This window comes from Sphingomonas sp. NPDC092440 (assembly GCF_044754985.1).
Lineage (GTDB): Bacteria > Pseudomonadota > Alphaproteobacteria > Sphingomonadales > Sphingomonadaceae > Sphingomonas.
In genome coordinates this window covers 41,051-56,889 of sequence record NZ_JBIVQA010000018.1, presented here as the reverse complement: position 1 = coordinate 56,889, position 15,839 = coordinate 41,051, and the positions used below count along the sequence as shown (strand labels likewise).

Sequence of the window (15,839 nt, the reverse complement as noted above, 5' to 3'; positions counted from 1 at the left end):
TCGACACCGTATGTGGGACGCGGCTTCCTGGGGCTATTGGGGCATCTTCTGGCTGATGGTGCTCGAGAATGTGATTCCGCCGATACCGTCCGAGGCGATCATGAGCGTGGCGGGCATCGCCGTGGCGCGCGGCAAGATGAACCTGGCGCTGGTGCTGCTCGCCGGCACCGCGGGCACGGTGCTCGGCAATCTCTTCTGGTGGGAGATCGGCCGGCGGCTGGGCTACCAGCGCCTGCGGCCGCTGGTCGACCGCTGGGGCCGCTGGCTGACGCTCGACTGGCACGAGATCGAGAAGCTCAAGACCTATTTCGACAAATGGGGCGGGCCGACCGTATTGATCTTCCGCTTCATGCCGGTGGGCCGCACGGTCATCTCGATCCCCGCCGGCCTGATGCACATGCCCTTCTGGCGCTTCGTCGGCTATACCGCAGTGGGCAGCGCGATCTGGAACGTCATCCTGCTGGGCGGGGGCTATGCGCTCGGCGCCACGATCGAGGATATCGAGGATTGGGTGGGGCCGACGATCATCGCCATCGTCGCCGGGATCGCGCTGCTCTATGTCTGGCGGATCCTCACCTGGAAACCGCGGGACTGATCCGGTCGAGCGCGCTCGCGATGCGCTGGGCATAGGCTTCCATCTGCGGGGCGAGCGCGGCGAGGCCGAGGCGCGATTTCGGATCGATCGCGCAGAGCGTGCCGAAGAAGCTGCCGTCGCCGCGCAGGATCGGCCAGGAGATGTAGCTGCGGAAACCGTAGAGCGCCGGGGTGTGATGCCGGCGCCATTCCGGATCGGCATCGACATCGTCGATATAGACACCCTGCCCGCTCGCGCGGATCTCGTCGCAGATCGTCGTCTTGATCGCCAGCTCCTCGCCGGGGTTCAGCCCGAACTCGATCTTGTCGAGCACCTGGCAGGCGACCCAGCGATCGGGCGTGACGCGCGCCACCGCGGCAAAGCCCATGCCGGTGCGCTCGCACAATTCGGCAAGGATGATCTCGACTTCGGGGATGCGCTGGATGTCGGCGACATCGGCGAGATAGGGGGCGAGATAGGGATGGTCCATGCGCTCCGCCGTAGCGGAGCGTCGCGCCGGTGTAACTGATCGAAATCAGGCGCGGGGATGGGCGTTGCGATAGACGTCGAGCAGATGGGCGGCATCGACGGCGGTATAGACCTGGGTCGAGCTGAGGCTGGCATGGCCAAGCAGCTCCTGCAGCGCGCGCAGGTCCGCGCCCCGGCCGAGCAGATGGGTGGCGAAGCTGTGGCGCAGCGCGTGCGGGGTGGTGCGGTCCGACAGGCCGAGCGCGGCGCGGGCGGCGCGGACCGACTTGCGGATCACCCCCGCCGGCATCGGGCCGCCCTTCGCCCCGCGGAACAGCGGCGCGTCGCGCGAGACGCCATAGGGGCAGGCACGGGCATAGGCCTCGATCGCCGCGCGCACCTCGGGCAGCAGGGGGACGATGCGGGTCTTGTCGCGCTTGCCGGTGACGCTCATCGTCGGGCCCAGCGGCAGCACGGCGCCGGGGAGCCCCACCGCCTCGCCGATGCGCAATCCCGCGCCGTAGAGCAGCAGCAGCACCGCCCAGTCGCGCAGCCCGATCCAGGGCTCGCGCGCCTCCTCGGAGACGGTCTCAGCGAGCGCGACCGCCTCGTGCGGGGCGATCGGGCGGGGCACGCCCTTCCTGACGCGCGGTCCCTTGAGGCGGGGCAGCTCCGCCTCGTCGCCCCCGGCGAATCTGAGGAAGCCGCGCACCGCCGAAAGCTCGCGCGCGGCGGAGGCGTTGGACAGGCCCTCGCCGCGGCGATGGGCGAGATAGGCGCGCAGGTCCGCGGCGCTCGCCCGGCCGAGCGCATCGCGCGTGACGGGCCCGCCCCAATGCCGCTGGAGGAAGGCGACCAGCCGCTCGGCGGTGGCGCCATATGCCCGGACGGTATGCGCCGAACGCCGCCGGTCGCGCGCGAGATGCTGCGCATAGAGGAGCGGAAGGGCGGGCTCGGTCATGGGGGGATAGTACAGTTCCTCCCCGAGCTTGTCTCGGGGAGGGGGACCGCTCGCGCAGCGAGTGGTGGAGGGGCCGCCGCGAACGCGGCGGTGCCCGCCGCGCCCCTCCACCCCCGCCTTCGGCGGCGGTCAGCCTCCCCCAGCAAGCTGGGGGAGGAATTGGGAAGTCAGCCGATCTTCTGCCCGGTCTTGGCCCAATCGGCCATGAAGGCGGCGATGCCGTTGTCGGTCAGCGGGTGCTTGACCAGCTGGCGGATCACGCTCGGCGGCGCGGTCATCACGTCGGCGCCGATCTTGGCGGCCTCGAGCACATGGATCGGGTTGCGCACGCTGGCGACCAGGATCTCGGTGTCGAAAGCGTAATTGTCGTAGATCGTGCGGATGTCGGCGATCAGGTCCATGCCCGGATAGCCGATATCGTCATGCCGGCCGACAAAAGGCGAGATGAAGGTCGCGCCGGCCTTGGCGGCGAGCAGCGCCTGGTTGGCCGAGAAGCAGAGAGTCACGTTGACCATCGTGCCGTCGTCGGTGAGCGCCTTGCACGCCTTGAGGCCGTCGATCGTCAGCGGCACCTTGACCGCGACGTTGTCGGCGATCTTCCGGACGATCTCCGCCTCGCGCATCATGCCCTCGAAATCGAGCGCGACGACCTCGGCCGAGACCGGGCCCTCGACGATCTCGCAGATCTCCGCGACCACTTCGAGGAAATCGCGGCCCGCCTTGTGGATCAGCGAGGGATTGGTGGTGACGCCGTCGAGCAGGCCGGTGGCGGCCAGGTCGCGAATATCGGCGGTATCGGCAGTGTCGGCGAAGAACTTCATCGGGAATCCCTTATGACATTTGCTGTCAGTCGTGCGTGAGCATCAGCCTTGCACGGCCGCCCTTAAGCCGATTCACCGTGACGCGATAGGTGCCGGGGCGCATCCGGTAATAGAGGATCTTGTGGATCGTCGAGCAGCGCGGCCCCCGGCGCTCCGACGCCATGCGCAGCGCGCGCGGGCTGCCGGCGGCGAAGGCATCGATCCAGCCCGCGCGATCGATCGCGATGCCGACCGTGCCGGCCTTGCGGATCGTGACGCGCGTCTCGACGCCGCTGCCGCCACGCACCGGGAGCGTCACCGCATGGCCGGTATCCAGCCCGCGCCCGTCGCGCGTCCAGCCGGCGAGCGAGCGCGGAAGCCGCGTGTCGAGCGTCGCGCAGCGGCCCTGCGCCGCCATGCCCAGAGCCAGCGCCGTCGTGAGAATCATTGCCCTTGTCCCCCCTTTGATCGCGGCGATGTTCCATGGATGTTCCAGGCCCGGCAAGTAAAGCTTGCACCGGAATGAAGACGATGCGTTTAGGCGCGATGCGTTGGTGCGTCGTCCTGCCCCTGCTCCTGGCCGCCATGCCCGCGCGCGCGCAGCGGACCGACGACCAGCTGTGGCTGCAGGCGAGCGGCGTCGTCCGTATGGGCGAGCATCAGGAGGCGACGGTGGAAAGCATCGCCCGCTTCGGCGAGCGCGCCCGGGGGCTGGCGCACACCGAGATCGGCGGGCTGTTCGCCTGGAAGCTCGGCAAGGTCGAGCTCGCCATCGGCTATCGGCACGTCGAGGATTTCGTCGGCGACCGGACGCTGCCGAACGAGGAGCGGCTGCGCCAGCACGTGATCGTCCCGCTCGGCGCCGGCTTCGCCACGCGGATCCGGCTCGAGCAGCGCTTCAACAGCTCCGGCCCGGAGATCGGCCACCGCGTGCGCGGCCAGCTGCGCTTCAACGCGCCGCTGGGCCGGACCGGGCTCGGCCTGTTCGCGACGCACGAGACGTTCCTCAATCTCAACAGCACCGCCTGGGGCCAGCGCGGCGGGATCGAGCGGGTGCGGGCCAATATCGGACTGGGCGCGCCGCTGGGCCGCCAGCTGCGCGTCGAGATCGGCTATCTCAACCAGTATCGCTTCGGCCGCGCCGGCGCGCGCGACCAGATGGACCATGCGATGACGATCGGGCTGACGCTGCGGCCCTAGGGTGCCGGCTCGATCAGCAAATACCGTCATCCGCGCTTCTCCATCGTCCCCCCCGCGGGGGCGGGGATGACGGACGTAGTTTCAACGGCTTGTTTCGGCTTCCACCCTAAGCCTCGCTCACCTGCCTCAGGATCGCGGCGGAATCGCGGGCGCCCCAGCGCTCGGTGATCTTCCCGTCCTCCAGCCGGAACCATTCCATCGCGGCCACCTCATAGGGCCGCCCGGTCGGCGCCAGCCCGCCCAATCCGCGAAAGGGGCCGATGAAACGGCCGGTCTCGCGCAGGCGCACCGCCACCGAATCCCCCTCGGCGACCAGGTCGAGGATCTCCAGCCGCATCTCCATCCCCTCGTGCAGCTCGCGCCAGATCCCCATCGCCATGTCGAGCGATCCGGCGCCGAGCACGCCCCAGATCTTCGCATCCGGCGCGAAGAGCCGCGTCAGCCGCGCGACGTCGTGCGCGTTGAACGCGTCGACATAGGTGCGGACCGCCGCCTTGTTCGCGGCGCTCATTCGCCGGCCACCAGCATGGCCTTAACCCGCGCCCCGGCAAGGCCGGAGACATAGAGGCGATAGATGCCCGGCTCGAGCCGGAAGCGGACGATCTTGCGAATCGTCGAGCATTCGGGACCATGGCCGTGCCTGACCGAGGCGAGCGCCGTGCCGCCCTCGGCCCCCGGCAGCACGTCGATCCAGCCGCCCTGGTCGAGCGCCACGCCATAGATGCCGGCGCCCGCGATCCGGAAGCCGATCATCGCCGCCTTGCCCGGCTTGCTCCCCACGGGCAGGCCCTTGAGCGCCGCGCCGTCGATCGTGTCCAGCGCCACCGCCTTGCCGGGGACGAACGCGTCGCCCGGCGTGAGCCAGCCGAGCAGGCCGGTGGGCAGGCTGGCGTCGGTCGCCTTGCATTGGGTGGTCTGCGCCGCCGGGGCGGCGGGTGCGGCCTGGGCGAGCAACAGGGCAGCAGCGAGCAGCATCTTCGGTCTCCTTGAAGCGCCAACCGGATACGGGGATTCCGTTTCCGGTGCAAAAGCCCATATGAGGGGCATCCATGTCCCGCGCCCGCGTCCTCGTCCTCCATCCCGCGCTCGGCCCGCTCGACTATCGCGTGCCTGCCGGCATGCAGGTCGCGCCGGGATCGATCGTGGTCGTGCCGATCGGGCCGCGCCAATATGCGGGCGTGGTCTGGGAGCCCGAGCGGCTGCCGACCGAGGAGATCGGCGACAACCGGTTGCGGAACATCATGGCCGTCGCCGACGCGCCGCCGATTCCCGCATCGGTCCGCCGCCTCGTCGAATGGACCGCGGACTATTATCTGAGCCCGCCCTCGGCCGTGCTGGCGATGGCGCTGCGCACCTCGGCGGCGTTCGAGAGCGCGCCGACGATCACCGAATATCGCGCGACCGGCCAGGTGCCCGCCCGGCTGACCCCGCAGCGCGCCCAGGCGCTCGAGCGGATCGGCGAGCGCCAGGGGCTGGTGCGCGAGCTGGCCCTGGCCGCCGACGTCTCCGACGCAGTGATCCGCGGCTTGGTGAAGGCCGGCGCGATCGAAGCGGTGGTGGTCGACACCGACACGCCCTATCCGCTGCCCCAGCCCGATTTCGCTCCGCCCCGGCTCAACCCCGAACAGGCCGATGCCGCCGCGACGCTGCGCCAGGCAGTGGAGGCGGCCAGTTTCCAGCCCTTCCTGCTCGACGGGGTGACGGGATCGGGCAAGACCGAAGTCTATTTCGAAGCGGTCGCTGCGGCGCTGGCGGCGGGGCGGCAGACGCTGGTGCTGCTGCCCGAGATCGCGCTGACCGAGCCTTTCCTCACGCGCTTCGAGAAGCGCTTCGGCTGCGACCCCGTCGCCTGGCATTCGGGCCTGCGCACTTCGCAGCGTCGCCGCGCCTGGCGGGCGATCGCCGGCGGCGAGGCGATGGTGACGGTGGGCGCCCGCTCGGCGCTGTTCCTGCCCTATCCCAATCTCGGCCTGATCGTGGTCGACGAGGCGCACGAGACCAGCTTCAAGCAGGAGGACGGCGTCCATTACCATGCCCGCGACGTGGCGGTGATGCGCGGCCGGTTCGAATCCTGCCCGGTGATCCTCGCTTCCGCCACGCCGGCGATCGAGACGCGCCACCAGGTGGAGCTGGGCCGCTATGCGGAGCTCAAGCTGCCCGGACGATACGGCGCCGCCGAGATGCCCGAGATCCTGCCCATCGACCTGATCCAGGAGCCGCCCGAGCGCGGCCGCTGGCTGGCACCGCCGCTGGTAAAGGCGATCGACGCGACGCTGGCGCGGGGCGAGCAGTCGCTGCTGTTCCTCAACCGGCGCGGCTATGCCCCGCTGACGCTCTGCCGGCATTGCGGCCACCGTTTCCAATGCCCGAACTGCACCGCCTGGATGGTCGAGCATCGGCTGCTCCGCCGCCTCTCCTGCCATCATTGCGGGCACACCATCCCGGCGCCGAGCCTGTGCCCCGAATGCAAGAGCGAGGACACGCTGGTCGCCTGCGGCCCCGGCGTGGAGCGCATCGCCGACGAAGTGGCGGCGCTGTGGCCCGAGGCGCGGACCGCCATCGTCACCTCGGACACGCTCTGGTCGCCCGCCAAGGCCGCCGAGTTCGTCGCACGGATGGAACATGGCGCGATCGACATCGTCATCGGCACCCAGCTGGTCACCAAGGGCTATCACTTCCCCAATCTGACCCTGGTCGGCGTGGTCGATGCGGACCTGGGACTGGACGGCGGCGACCTGCGCGCCAGCGAGCGGACCTTCCAGCAGATCATGCAGGTGGCCGGGCGCGCGGGCCGGGGCGAGAAGCCCGGCACCGTCTATATCCAGACGCACGCGCCCGATGCGCCGGTGATGCGCGCGCTCGTCTCGGGTGATGCCGACAGCTTCTACGCCGCCGAGGCCGAGGCGCGCCGCGACGCCGAGGCCCCGCCCTATGGCCGCTATGCCGCGATCATCGTCTCGAGCGAGGACCGCGCCGCCGCCGAGGAAGCCGCCCGGATGATCGGCCGCACCGCGCCCGAGATCGGCGAGGACATGCACGTCTACGGCCCCGCGCCCGCCCCGCTGGCGATGCTGCGCGGCCGCCACCGCTACCGGCTGCTCGTCCATGCCCGGCGCAGCTTCGACGTGCAGCAGGTGCTGCGCGACTGGCTGGGCAGCCTGGCCTGGAGCCCCAAGGTGCGCGTGGCCGTGGACGTCGACCCCTACAGCTTCGTCTGATCCGCGGCAGACCCGATCGCCCGCCCCCGCAACGTCACCGATTGACGAGCCGGCCGCAGTTCATAAACTCGGTCGATCGGGGGGAAGAATCATGCGTCGTCATCTGTTGCTCGCCACTTCGCTGCTACTGCCGTCGTTCGCGCACGCCGCCGACTGGTACGAAGGCAGCTCCAAGCATTTCATCGTCTATTCGGAAGGCTCGCCCGAACAGGTCACCGCGGCGACCGAGTCGCTCGAGCGCTTCGACCAGGCGCTGCGGACGATCACCGGCACGCCGGACAAGCCGCTCAGCCCAAACCTGCGCGTCACCGTGTTCATGCTCGACGACGTCGATGCGATCCGGAAGCTTTCGGGCAACCACTCGATCGCCGGCTATTACCAGGCGCGCGCCTCCGGCCCGATGGCGTTCGCGCCGCGCAAGACCAGCGGCGAGCTCAGCGCGCGGACGATCCTGCAGCACGAATATGCCCATAGCTTCATGTTCGCGAGCTGGCCGAGCGCGGTGTTCGCCAAATGGTTCGTCGAGGGGTTCGCCGAGTTCGTCGGCACCGCCAGCTACCGGACGGACGGCACGCTGACCTTCGGCGCGCCGCCGGAATATCGCAAATACGGCATCAACCAGACCAACCAGATCCCGGCCAGCCAGTTGCTGATGCTCAACCCGGGCAAGCTCGACGGCCTGCAGACCCATATCCTCTATGGCCGCGGCTGGCTGCTCACCCATTATGCGCTGCTCGGCGGGCACGGCAAGGAACTGGCCGACTACATCACGTTGAGCAACGAGGGGAAGACCGCCGAGGCGGGCCGGTCCTTCGGGAATCCGAACGATCTCGACAATAAGCTCAACCGCTACATCTCGGGCAAGACGCTGCCGTTGCTGCGCCTTTCCAAGGACCAGGTCGCGGTCGGCAAGGTCACGCTGCGCAAGCTGGGTGCCGGCGAGATCGCCACCCTGCCGGCACGGCTGCGCTCGAGCAGCGGCGTGACCTCGGAAACCGCGCCCGAAGTCGCCGAGCTCGCGCGCCGGCTCGCGGCGCCCCATCCCACCGACGCGGCGGCGCAGAACGAGCTGGCCGAGGCCGAGTTCGACGCCAAGAACTATGCCGCCGCCGAAGCGGCCGCCGATCGCGCGCTGGCCGCCGATCCCAAGTCGATCCATGCCCTGCTCTACAAGGGCATGGCGCAGATGGAGGCCGCCAAGGCCGCCGGCGACACCAATCCGGAGCGCTGGAAGGCGATCCGCGGCTATTTCCTCAAGGCCAACAAGCTCGATACCGACTATCCCCAGCCGCTGGTGCTGTTCTACGAGAGCTTCGCCGCGGCCAAGCAGGCGCCGACCGCCAATGCGCGGAACGGACTGCTCGGCGCCTATGTGCTGGCACCGTTCGACACCGGCCTGCGCGTCACGGCGGGCAAGGTGCTGCTCGAGATGAACGACGCCAAGGCCGCGCGCGTCGCCTTCGAGCCGGTCGCCTACAGCCCGCACGCGCCGGTCGACAATATGGCGCTGAAGGTCCTCACCGCGCTCGACGAGAAGGGAACCGAAGGCGCGCTCGCCGTGCTCGCCGAGGGCGAGGCCAAGGCGAAGAAGGCGGCCGAGGAGGCGGAGAAGAAGAAAAAGGGCTGAACCCCGCTGCCGCCGCAGGCCCCGGCTTGAACCGCCGGGGCTTTTGCCCGAAAGCTGCCGGCCAAACGGAGGTTCGGGTTCGATGATGCGTCGGTTGCTTATCGTGGTGGCTATGCTCTTCGCATGGGCGGCCCCGGCGCATGCCGACGACATCTCCGCCTCGGCGCGCGGCGTGGTGCGGATCGTCACCATCGCGGTGGTCGATGACGAAGTGGTCGGCTTCGGCCATGGCAGCGGCTTCGCGGTGGCGCCGAACCGAGTGGTCACCAACGCGCACGTCGTCGACCTCGCCTCCCGCTATCCCGACAATGTCGTGATCGGCGTCGTCCCCTCGGAGGGCGACAAATCCTATCAGGGCAAGGTGATCAAGATCGACCAGGCGCGCGACCTGGCGCTGATCGAGTTCACCGGCGTGCGCCTGCCGCCGCTCACCCTGTTCGGCGGCAGGATCTCCGACGGCGACTCGCTCGTCGCGCTCGGCTATCCGGGCAATGTCGACGTCGCCACCGCGCGCTCGGCGGCGGATTTCATCAAGCCCCAGTCGCCGGTGCGCTCGCAGGGCGGGTTCGCCGGGCTGCGCCAGCTGAGCGGCGTGAGCGTGCTGCTCCACACCGCCAGCATCGCGCGCGGCAATTCGGGCGGCCCGCTGCTCGATCGCTGCGGCCGGGTGCTGGGCGTCAATTCGGCGATCACGCATAATGACGACGGCGATTCGACTTTCGCCTTCGCGATTGCCGGCAGCGAGCTGGCCGCCTTTCTGGGCGAGGCGAAGCAGCCCTTCGCCACGGTCGACATCCCCTGCACCTCGGTCGAGGAGCAGATGGCGCAGGAGCGCAGCGCCGACGAGAAGGCCCGCCTGGCGGCCGACGAGGCGTCGCGCGCCAATGCCGCCCGGGCCGAGGCCGAGCGCGACGATGCGATCACCCAGGCGCGCAATCGCGCCGAGACCGCCCGCGAGAACTATATGGCCGGTGCCGCGGTGCTGCTCGTGCTGGGCGCGCTGGCGGTGGGCGGGGCCGGGCTGCTGCTCTCGCGCGAGCGCAAGCGCGAGGCGATCTGGGTCGCGGCGGGCGGCGGCGTGCTGATGCTGGGCGCGGCCGCCCTGTTCCTCAGCCGGCCGGGCTTCGACGAAGCCACGGTGGTGCCGGTGCCCAAGGCCGTGGCGGCGGGCACCACGAGCACGGCGGCGCAGGGCAAGCTGGTCTGCACGCTCGTTCCCGAGCGCAGCCGGGTGATCGTTTCCCCGACCGACAAGGTCGACCTCGACATCGGCGAGGACGGCTGCATCAACGGCCGCACCCAATATGCCGAGTCGGGCACGCACTGGCAGCGCATCCTGGTGCCGGACCAGGAAGCCAATGTCTCGGTGCTCGACTTCGATCCGGCGACGGCCACCTACACCAATACGCGCTATCTGCTCTCCTCGGAGCAGATGAAGCAGGCGCGCGCGCTGCGGAAGGGCGTGCCGCTCAAGGAATGCTCGGCGGACCAGGCCAAGCGCGCCGAGCTGGCGACCCAGCAGCAATCGATCCGCACCGCGCTGCCGCCGGTGTACAACGAGAAGCTGGTCTACAAATGCTCGGCATCGGACGGGACGGCGGCCGGGACGACGCCCGCGGCGAAGTGATCCGCCGACCACCAGAGGAGTACGAGCCCCGACCCTAGATAGCTACTCACCGTCCTCCCCGCGCAGGCGGGGATCCAGGGTAGCATGGGGTAATCGAAGAAATCGCGCATGGGTTTGCCGGCGACGGCAAAGCGCGCCTCGCGACCCTTGCTCTCTACCCTGGGCCCCCGCCTGCGCGGGGAGGACGGTGGGGGTTGTGAGGCCCCAGCCTAGCCCCGGTCCACCCGCGCCGCGAAGCAGCCGGGCCTGGCATTGTGCACGTGCAGATACGCCACCGCCGGATCCGCGAAGAAGCGCGCGATCAGCGGCTCGAGATCACGGCCCTCCACCACCTCGGCATCGGTCATCATGCCGGCGCCGTCAAAGGCGCGGACCGAGAGCAGGCGGATCGCCAGCGGCTCGGGCACCGCATTCTCGAAACGCGCCGGCACCTCGGCCCCCTCGCGCACGAAGATGGCATGGGCGCTGCGATAGGGCGAGGCGACCGGCAGATGCTCGTGGTTGACCAGCAGCACCGTCTCGCCCGGCTCGGCATCGGCCAGCGTCACCCGGCACGGCGCGCCAGGCTTCTTGCCCACCGACATGCGGACGGCATGCCGCGCCGCCAGCTCCGCGTCCGACAGGCCGTAGAGAGGGCGGAACGGCGCCGGATCGATACCCTGGATTACATAGTTCATTGGTCCGCTCCCTCGCGCTTCAGCAATGCCTTTTTGCGGTCCACGCCATAGGCATAGCCGCCCATGCTGCCGTCCGAGCGCAGCGCGCGGTGGCACGGGATGATCACCGGCACGTGATTGGCGCCGCAAGCCGTGCCCGCGGCGCGCACCGCGCCGGGGCTGCCGGCGGCGGCGGCGAGCTGGGCATAGCTGCGCGTCTCGCCTGGCGGGATCGCACGCAGCGCCTGCCACACGGCTTCCTGAAAGGCCGTGCCCCGCACGTCGAGCGGCAGATCGGTGTCGCGCCCCGGGCTCTCCACCTCGGCGACCACCCGCGCGGCGAGCGCGGCGAGCGCCGCCCCGCCCTGGACCACCTCCGCCGCCGGGAAGCGCCGGGTCAGGTCGAAGGCATTCTCCTCGAAGGCGACGCGGCACAGGCCCTTGTCAGTCGCCGCGATCAGCAGCGGGCCCAGGCTGGTCTCGGCGACGGTCCAGCGGATCGTCACGCCCGCGCCGCCGCGCTTCCATATGCTGGGGCTCATGCCGAGCCGGGCATTGGCGGTCTCGTAGAAGCGGCTCGGCGCGGAATAGCCGGCCTCGTAGATCGCGCCGGTCACGCTTTCCTCGCCGGACAGCGCCTCGGCGGCGCGCTTCGCCTTCAGCCCGCGGGCATAGGCGGCGGGCGTCACGCCGGTGGCGCGCTTGAACAGCCGGTGGAAATGATGCGGCGCATAGCCGACCGCCGCGGCGACTTCGTCGAGCGAGACACTATCCTCGGCCGCCTCGATCAGCGCCACCGCCTTCGCCACGGCGATCCGGTCGCGGCCGACCTCGTCGGGCTTGCAGCGCAGGCACGCCCGATAGCCGGCGGCACGGGCGGCATCGGCATCGTCGAAGAACTCGACATGCTCGCGCTTCGGCCGGCGCGCCGGGCAAGTCGGCTTGCAATAGATGCGCGTGGTGGTCACCGCGACGATCAATCGCCCGTCAAAGGCGCGGTCGCGCGCTTCGAAGGCGGCCCAGGCCGCGTCTTCGGAGAGGGAGAATGGGTGGGTCATGGGATGGATATAGGCGCGCGCCGGGCGGGCCACATCCCGGCGATTGCGGTCAAACCCGCTTCCGAAGCTCCCCTCCCTGGAAGGGAGGGGCTGGGGGTGGGTGGAGGCTTGGCGATACTGCAGCCCCATGCATAGCCTCATCGTATCGCGGGCAAATACCCACCCCCGACCCCTCCCTTCCAGGGAGGGGAGTCTAATAACTCATACAAATCCCTCTTGCCCTTCCACCCCAAACCCGCCACCGTTAGCGCTAACGGGCGCATGCCGCGACGCCCGCACGGGAGAGGCCATGTCCTTCTGGCGACGCACGCACGCCCTGCGCTGGTGGATCATCGGGATCGTGATGCTGGGCACGGTCGTGAACTATCTCACCCGCTCCACCCTGGCGGTCGCCGCCCCCGTGTTCATGCCGGACCTGGGCATCGACGAGCATCAATATGGCTGGATCACCGCCGCCTTCCAGGCCGGCGTGATGCTGCAGCCGATCGTCGGCTACATCCTCGACACGATCGGGCTGCGCACCGGGCTCGCCATCTTCGCGAGCTGCTGGGGGGTGCTGACCATGGCGCACGGCCTCGCCTTCAACTGGCAGATGCTGTTCGGCCTGCGCGGCGCGCTGGGCTTTGCCGAGGGCACCTCGCACACCGGCGGGCTCAAGGTCGTCTCCGAATGGTTTCCCGCGAAGGAGCGGGGTCTTGCCGGCGGCATCTACAATCTCGGCGCTTCGGCCGGATCGGCGCTGGCGGCGCCGCTGGTCGCCTGGTCGATCTGGATGTGGAACTGGCGCGCGGCCTTCGTGATCGCCGGCGCCCTTGCCCTGTTCTGGGCGCTGCTGTGGCTGCGCTGCTATCGTCCGCCCGCCGAGCATCCTGCGATCGGCGAAGCGGAGCGCGCCCATATCCTGGCCGGACAGGAAGCGCATATACAGGCGGCGGGGGCGCGGCCCTCGATCCTGTCGATCCTGCGCCAGCGCAATTTCTGGGGCATCGCGATCCCGCGCTTCCTGGCCGATCCGACCTGGGGCACGCTGACCTTCTGGCTGCCGCTCTATCTGGTGAAGGTGCGCCATTTCGACCTGGCCGAGATCGCGCTCAGCGCCTTCCTGCCCTTCGTCGCCGCCGATCTGGGCTGCCTGTTCGGGCCGGCGGTGGTGCTGTGGCTCCAGCGCCGCGGCGTCGACCTGATCGATGCGCGCCGCTGGACCTTCACGCTGGGCGCGGTGCTGATGACCGGCATGCTGTTCGTCGGCACGGTGGAGAGCGCCTGGGCGGCGGTCGCCCTGCTCTCGCTCGGCGGCTTCGCGCATCAGACGCTGTCGGTCACCGTGATCACCATGGCGAGCGACCTGTTCCGCCGCGACGAGCTCGGCACCGTCGCCGGCATGGCCGGCACCTGCGCCAATGCCTCGATCCTGATCTTCTCGCTGCTGATGGGGAGCCTCGTCGCCTCGATCGGCTACACTCCCTTCTTCATCGCGCTCGGCCTGCTCGACCTCGTGGCGGCCGCGCTGCTCTGGACCCTGGTGCGCAAACCCGCATGACCCGCAACCCCATCCTGCCGGGCTTCAACCCCGATCCCTCGATCGTCCGGGTGCGCGACGATTACTACATCGCCACCTCCACCTTCGAATGGTTCCCGGGCGTGCAGATCCACCACAGCCGCGACCTTGCCAACTGGGAGCTGATCGCCCGGCCGCTCAACCGCCGGAGCCAGCTGGACATGCGCGGCGATCCCGACAGTTGCGGGGTGTGGGCGCCGTGCCTTTCGCATGACGGCGCGCGCTTCCACCTGATCTACACCGATGTGAAGCGCTATGGCCGCACGACGGTGGGCGGCGCATCGGGCGCGTCGCTCCGCGACTTCCACAATTATCTCGTCACCTGCGAGACGGTGAACGGCGAGTGGTCCGATCCGATCCACCTGAACAGCAGCGGTTTCGACCCCTCGCTCTTCCATGACGAGGACGGGCGGAAATATCTGCTCAACATGCTCTGGGACCACCGGCCGGGCCGCAACCGCTTCGCCGGGATCGTGCTGCAGGAATATTGCCCCGAGCGGCGCCGGCTGATCGGCGAGCGGACCAACATCTTCCCCGGCACGCCGCTCGGCCTCACCGAGGCGCCGCACCTCTACAAGCGCGGCGGCTGGTATCATCTCCTCACCGCCGAGGGCGGCACCGGCTGGAACCATGCGGTGACCATGGCGCGCTCGCGGAGCCTCACCGGTCCCTATGAACTCCACCCCGACATCCATATCCTCTCCAGCCGCACCCGCCCGGACGCGCCGCTCCAGCGGGCCGGCCATGCCGATCTGGTCGAGACGCCGGCGGGCGAGCCCTGGCTGGTCTATCTCTGCGGCCGCCCGCTCCCCAATCGCGGGCGCTGCGTGCTGGGCCGCGAGACCGCGATCCAGCCGATGCGCTGGGGCGCGGATGGCTGGCTCCATACCATCGGCGAGCCGGGCATGCCGATGCGCGACGTGCCCGGCCCCGAAGGCCGCCAGCCCGCCGACATGCGCGCCGATTTCGACGATCCCATCCTGCCGATCGACTTCCAATGGCTGCGCACGCCCGAGCCGGAGGCGATCTTCAGCCTCACCGCCCGGCCCGGCCATCTGCGCCTCCATGGCCGCGAGACGATCGGCAGCCTGTTCACCCAGGCACTGGTCGCGCGGCGGCAACAGGATTTTTGCTATTCCGCCTCCTGCGCGCTCGATTTCGCTCCCCGCCATTTCCAGCAGGCGGCGGGGCTGGTCGCCTATTACAACGCGGCCAAGTTCCACTATCTGCACGTCAGCCATGACGCGGAGGCCGGCCGCCATCTGCGCGTGATGTCCGCGCTGCCCGATGCGCCGCAGGCCGATGCCTTCACTGCGCCGATCCCGATACCGGAAGGGCCGATCGAGCTGCGTGCCGAGGTCGATTACGAGCGGCTGCGCTTCGCCTGGCGCCTGCCCGGCGGCGCGTGGCAATGGCTGGCGGAACAGTTCGACGCTTCGATCCTGTCGGACGAGGCGAGTGCGCCCGGCCTGCCCAATTTCACCGGGGCGTTCATCGGCATGGCATGCCAGGACCTGTCCGGTGCCGGCCTCCACGCGGATTTCGACTGGTTCGCCTATCGCGAGCGGGAATTCAGCCCTCGCGGGTCGGGCGCCTGATCAGCCGCCGCAGCGGCGGAATGCCCGGCTTCGCATGCGGCTTGCCCGTGCCGAAGCGCGCGGCGAGCGCGGCGGAGAGATCGGCGAGCACATGCTCCTGGCCGCGAAAGGCATGCGCGATCTCCTCCTCGGTCAACGCCTTCATGAAGGCGCAGCCATAGGTATTGCCCGAGCGGCGCACCACCTTGGCGGCGCGCGATCCCGCGCCCGAAAGGCCGAGCGAGACGAGCGTGCCGTCCGGGAGATCGAGCTCCGAAGTGAAACGGAAGCCCGTGCGCGAGAAATCCTCGACCTGCACGTCGATCGGCCCGCCGTCCGGCGTGCGCAGGGTCGAGGGCGAATCCGTGTCGAACCGGATCGCTCCGCGGCGGTCGATGTCTCCGAGGATCTCAAGCTTGGCGACGAGCAATTTGGGGCTCCATGGTTGGCGCCCCGAGCCTAGCGGGCCATGGGTTAACGAGTGCTTTGCGAGCGAGTCCGCGCGCGTTAATTTC

The 15,839-nt window shown here is 69.6% G+C and carries 16 protein-coding genes; 7 read left to right on the top strand and 9 right to left on the bottom strand.

Going from position 1 to position 15,839, the window contains the following annotated elements:
- The first annotated feature begins 10 nt into the window (after nt 1–10).
- Nucleotides 11–595: a DedA family protein gene (locus tag ACIQCS_RS21895; protein WP_345848643.1), complete on the top strand. Its 585-nt coding sequence runs from the start codon at nt 11–13 to the stop codon at nt 593–595.
- Here ACIQCS_RS21895 and ACIQCS_RS21890 read toward each other — a convergent pair.
- From ACIQCS_RS21890 to ACIQCS_RS21875, 4 genes are all read right to left on the bottom strand, one after another.
- The gene (locus ACIQCS_RS21890) at nt 573–1,064 is read right to left on the bottom strand and encodes a GAF domain-containing protein (RefSeq protein ID WP_345848644.1); all 492 of its coding nucleotides are present in this window, start codon (nt 1,062–1,064) and stop codon (nt 573–575) included. The two genes, ACIQCS_RS21895 and ACIQCS_RS21890, sit on opposite strands and share 23 nt — an antisense overlap.
- A 45-nt stretch (nt 1,065–1,109) precedes the next feature.
- Nucleotides 1,110–2,003, bottom strand: a complete 894-nt coding sequence (locus ACIQCS_RS21885; protein WP_345848646.1) for a tyrosine recombinase XerC — start codon at nt 2,001–2,003, stop codon at nt 1,110–1,112.
- A gap of 167 nt (nt 2,004–2,170) precedes the next feature.
- A complete protein-coding gene (gene fsa, locus ACIQCS_RS21880) occupies nt 2,171–2,824 on the bottom strand; it encodes a fructose-6-phosphate aldolase (RefSeq protein WP_086130650.1) in 654 nt (217 codons plus the stop codon).
- A gap of 25 nt (nt 2,825–2,849) precedes the next feature.
- Entirely contained in the window at nt 2,850–3,251 is a 402-nt protein-coding gene (locus ACIQCS_RS21875) for a hypothetical protein (protein WP_345848649.1), read from the bottom strand.
- 83 nt (nt 3,252–3,334) lie between these two features.
- Here ACIQCS_RS21875 and ACIQCS_RS21870 point away from each other — a divergent pair, with 83 nt between their 5' ends.
- Nucleotides 3,335–4,003: a DUF2490 domain-containing protein gene (locus ACIQCS_RS21870; protein WP_345848651.1), complete on the top strand. Its 669-nt coding sequence runs from the start codon at nt 3,335–3,337 to the stop codon at nt 4,001–4,003.
- A gap of 106 nt (nt 4,004–4,109) precedes the next feature.
- Here the strand turns inward: ACIQCS_RS21870 and ACIQCS_RS21865 are convergent, their stop codons facing one another.
- Together ACIQCS_RS21865 and ACIQCS_RS21860 are read right to left on the bottom strand one after the other, a co-directional pair.
- Nucleotides 4,110–4,514, bottom strand: a complete 405-nt coding sequence (locus ACIQCS_RS21865) for an ester cyclase (RefSeq protein ID WP_345848652.1) — start codon at nt 4,512–4,514, stop codon at nt 4,110–4,112.
- The gene (locus ACIQCS_RS21860; protein ID WP_345848654.1) at nt 4,511–4,978 is read right to left on the bottom strand and encodes a hypothetical protein; all 468 of its coding nucleotides are present in this window, start codon (nt 4,976–4,978) and stop codon (nt 4,511–4,513) included. Before ACIQCS_RS21860 ends, ACIQCS_RS21865 begins: the two co-directional genes overlap by 4 nt.
- Nucleotides 4,979–5,052: 74 nt before the next feature.
- Here ACIQCS_RS21860 and ACIQCS_RS21855 point away from each other — a divergent pair, with 74 nt between their 5' ends.
- From ACIQCS_RS21855 to ACIQCS_RS21845, 3 genes are all read left to right on the top strand, one after another.
- Nucleotides 5,053–7,221, top strand: a complete 2,169-nt coding sequence (locus ACIQCS_RS21855) for a primosomal protein N' (protein WP_345848656.1) — start codon at nt 5,053–5,055, stop codon at nt 7,219–7,221.
- 91 nt (nt 7,222–7,312) lie between these two features.
- The gene (locus ACIQCS_RS21850) at nt 7,313–8,848 is read left to right on the top strand and encodes a hypothetical protein (RefSeq protein ID WP_345848657.1); all 1,536 of its coding nucleotides are present in this window, start codon (nt 7,313–7,315) and stop codon (nt 8,846–8,848) included.
- A gap of 85 nt (nt 8,849–8,933) precedes the next feature.
- Entirely contained in the window at nt 8,934–10,475 is a 1,542-nt protein-coding gene (locus tag ACIQCS_RS21845; protein ID WP_401531806.1) for a S1C family serine protease, read from the top strand.
- 209 nt (nt 10,476–10,684) lie between these two features.
- On the opposite strand, the gene ACIQCS_RS21840 is transcribed toward ACIQCS_RS21845, so the two are convergent.
- On the bottom strand, nt 10,685–11,152 hold the full coding sequence (locus ACIQCS_RS21840; protein WP_345848658.1) for a DUF1203 domain-containing protein: 468 nt from the start codon (nt 11,150–11,152) through the stop codon (nt 10,685–10,687).
- Nucleotides 11,149–12,189 (bottom strand): bifunctional DNA-binding transcriptional regulator/O6-methylguanine-DNA methyltransferase Ada, encoded by a 1,041-nt coding sequence (gene ada / locus ACIQCS_RS21835; RefSeq protein ID WP_345848659.1) that lies wholly within the window; start codon nt 12,187–12,189, stop codon nt 11,149–11,151. Before ada ends, ACIQCS_RS21840 begins: the two co-directional genes overlap by 4 nt.
- Before the next feature lie 289 nt (nt 12,190–12,478).
- Here ada and ACIQCS_RS21830 point away from each other — a divergent pair, with 289 nt between their 5' ends.
- On the top strand, nt 12,479–13,729 hold the full coding sequence (locus ACIQCS_RS21830) for an MFS transporter (protein WP_345848660.1): 1,251 nt from the start codon (nt 12,479–12,481) through the stop codon (nt 13,727–13,729).
- Nucleotides 13,726–15,345, top strand: coding sequence for a glycoside hydrolase family 43 protein (locus ACIQCS_RS21825; RefSeq protein WP_345848661.1), 1,620 nt, complete (start codon nt 13,726–13,728; stop codon nt 15,343–15,345). The genes ACIQCS_RS21830 and ACIQCS_RS21825 overlap by 4 nt, the downstream gene beginning before the upstream one ends.
- Here the strand turns inward: ACIQCS_RS21825 and ACIQCS_RS21820 are convergent.
- Nucleotides 15,320–15,754 (bottom strand): PilZ domain-containing protein, encoded by a 435-nt coding sequence (locus ACIQCS_RS21820; RefSeq protein ID WP_345848663.1) that lies wholly within the window; start codon nt 15,752–15,754, stop codon nt 15,320–15,322. The two genes, ACIQCS_RS21825 and ACIQCS_RS21820, sit on opposite strands and share 26 nt — an antisense overlap.
- Between the last annotated feature and the right edge of the window lie 85 nt (nt 15,755–15,839).

Bases quoted from the DNA above. Each gene is read 5' to 3' on its own strand.
- ACIQCS_RS21895 (WP_345848643.1), top strand. From the start codon at position 11: ATGTGGGACGCGGCTTCCTGGGGCTATTGGGGCATCTTCTGGCTGATG.
- ACIQCS_RS21890 (WP_345848644.1), bottom strand. From the start codon at position 1,064: ATGGACCATCCCTATCTCGCCCCCTATCTCGCCGATGTCGCCGACATC.
- ACIQCS_RS21885 (WP_345848646.1), bottom strand. From the start codon at position 2,003: ATGACCGAGCCCGCCCTTCCGCTCCTCTATGCGCAGCATCTCGCGCGC.
- fsa (WP_086130650.1), bottom strand. From the start codon at position 2,824: ATGAAGTTCTTCGCCGACACTGCCGATACCGCCGATATTCGCGACCTG.
- ACIQCS_RS21875 (WP_345848649.1), bottom strand. From the start codon at position 3,251: ATGATTCTCACGACGGCGCTGGCTCTGGGCATGGCGGCGCAGGGCCGC.
- ACIQCS_RS21870 (WP_345848651.1), top strand. From the start codon at position 3,335: ATGCGTTTAGGCGCGATGCGTTGGTGCGTCGTCCTGCCCCTGCTCCTG.
- ACIQCS_RS21865 (WP_345848652.1), bottom strand. From the start codon at position 4,514: ATGAGCGCCGCGAACAAGGCGGCGGTCCGCACCTATGTCGACGCGTTC.
- ACIQCS_RS21860 (WP_345848654.1), bottom strand. From the start codon at position 4,978: ATGCTGCTCGCTGCTGCCCTGTTGCTCGCCCAGGCCGCACCCGCCGCC.
- ACIQCS_RS21855 (WP_345848656.1), top strand. From the start codon at position 5,053: ATGTCCCGCGCCCGCGTCCTCGTCCTCCATCCCGCGCTCGGCCCGCTC.
- ACIQCS_RS21850 (WP_345848657.1), top strand. From the start codon at position 7,313: ATGCGTCGTCATCTGTTGCTCGCCACTTCGCTGCTACTGCCGTCGTTC.
- ACIQCS_RS21845 (WP_401531806.1), top strand. From the start codon at position 8,934: ATGCGTCGGTTGCTTATCGTGGTGGCTATGCTCTTCGCATGGGCGGCC.
- ACIQCS_RS21840 (WP_345848658.1), bottom strand. From the start codon at position 11,152: ATGAACTATGTAATCCAGGGTATCGATCCGGCGCCGTTCCGCCCTCTC.
- ada (WP_345848659.1), bottom strand. From the start codon at position 12,189: ATGACCCACCCATTCTCCCTCTCCGAAGACGCGGCCTGGGCCGCCTTC.
- ACIQCS_RS21830 (WP_345848660.1), top strand. From the start codon at position 12,479: ATGTCCTTCTGGCGACGCACGCACGCCCTGCGCTGGTGGATCATCGGG.
- ACIQCS_RS21825 (WP_345848661.1), top strand. From the start codon at position 13,726: ATGACCCGCAACCCCATCCTGCCGGGCTTCAACCCCGATCCCTCGATC.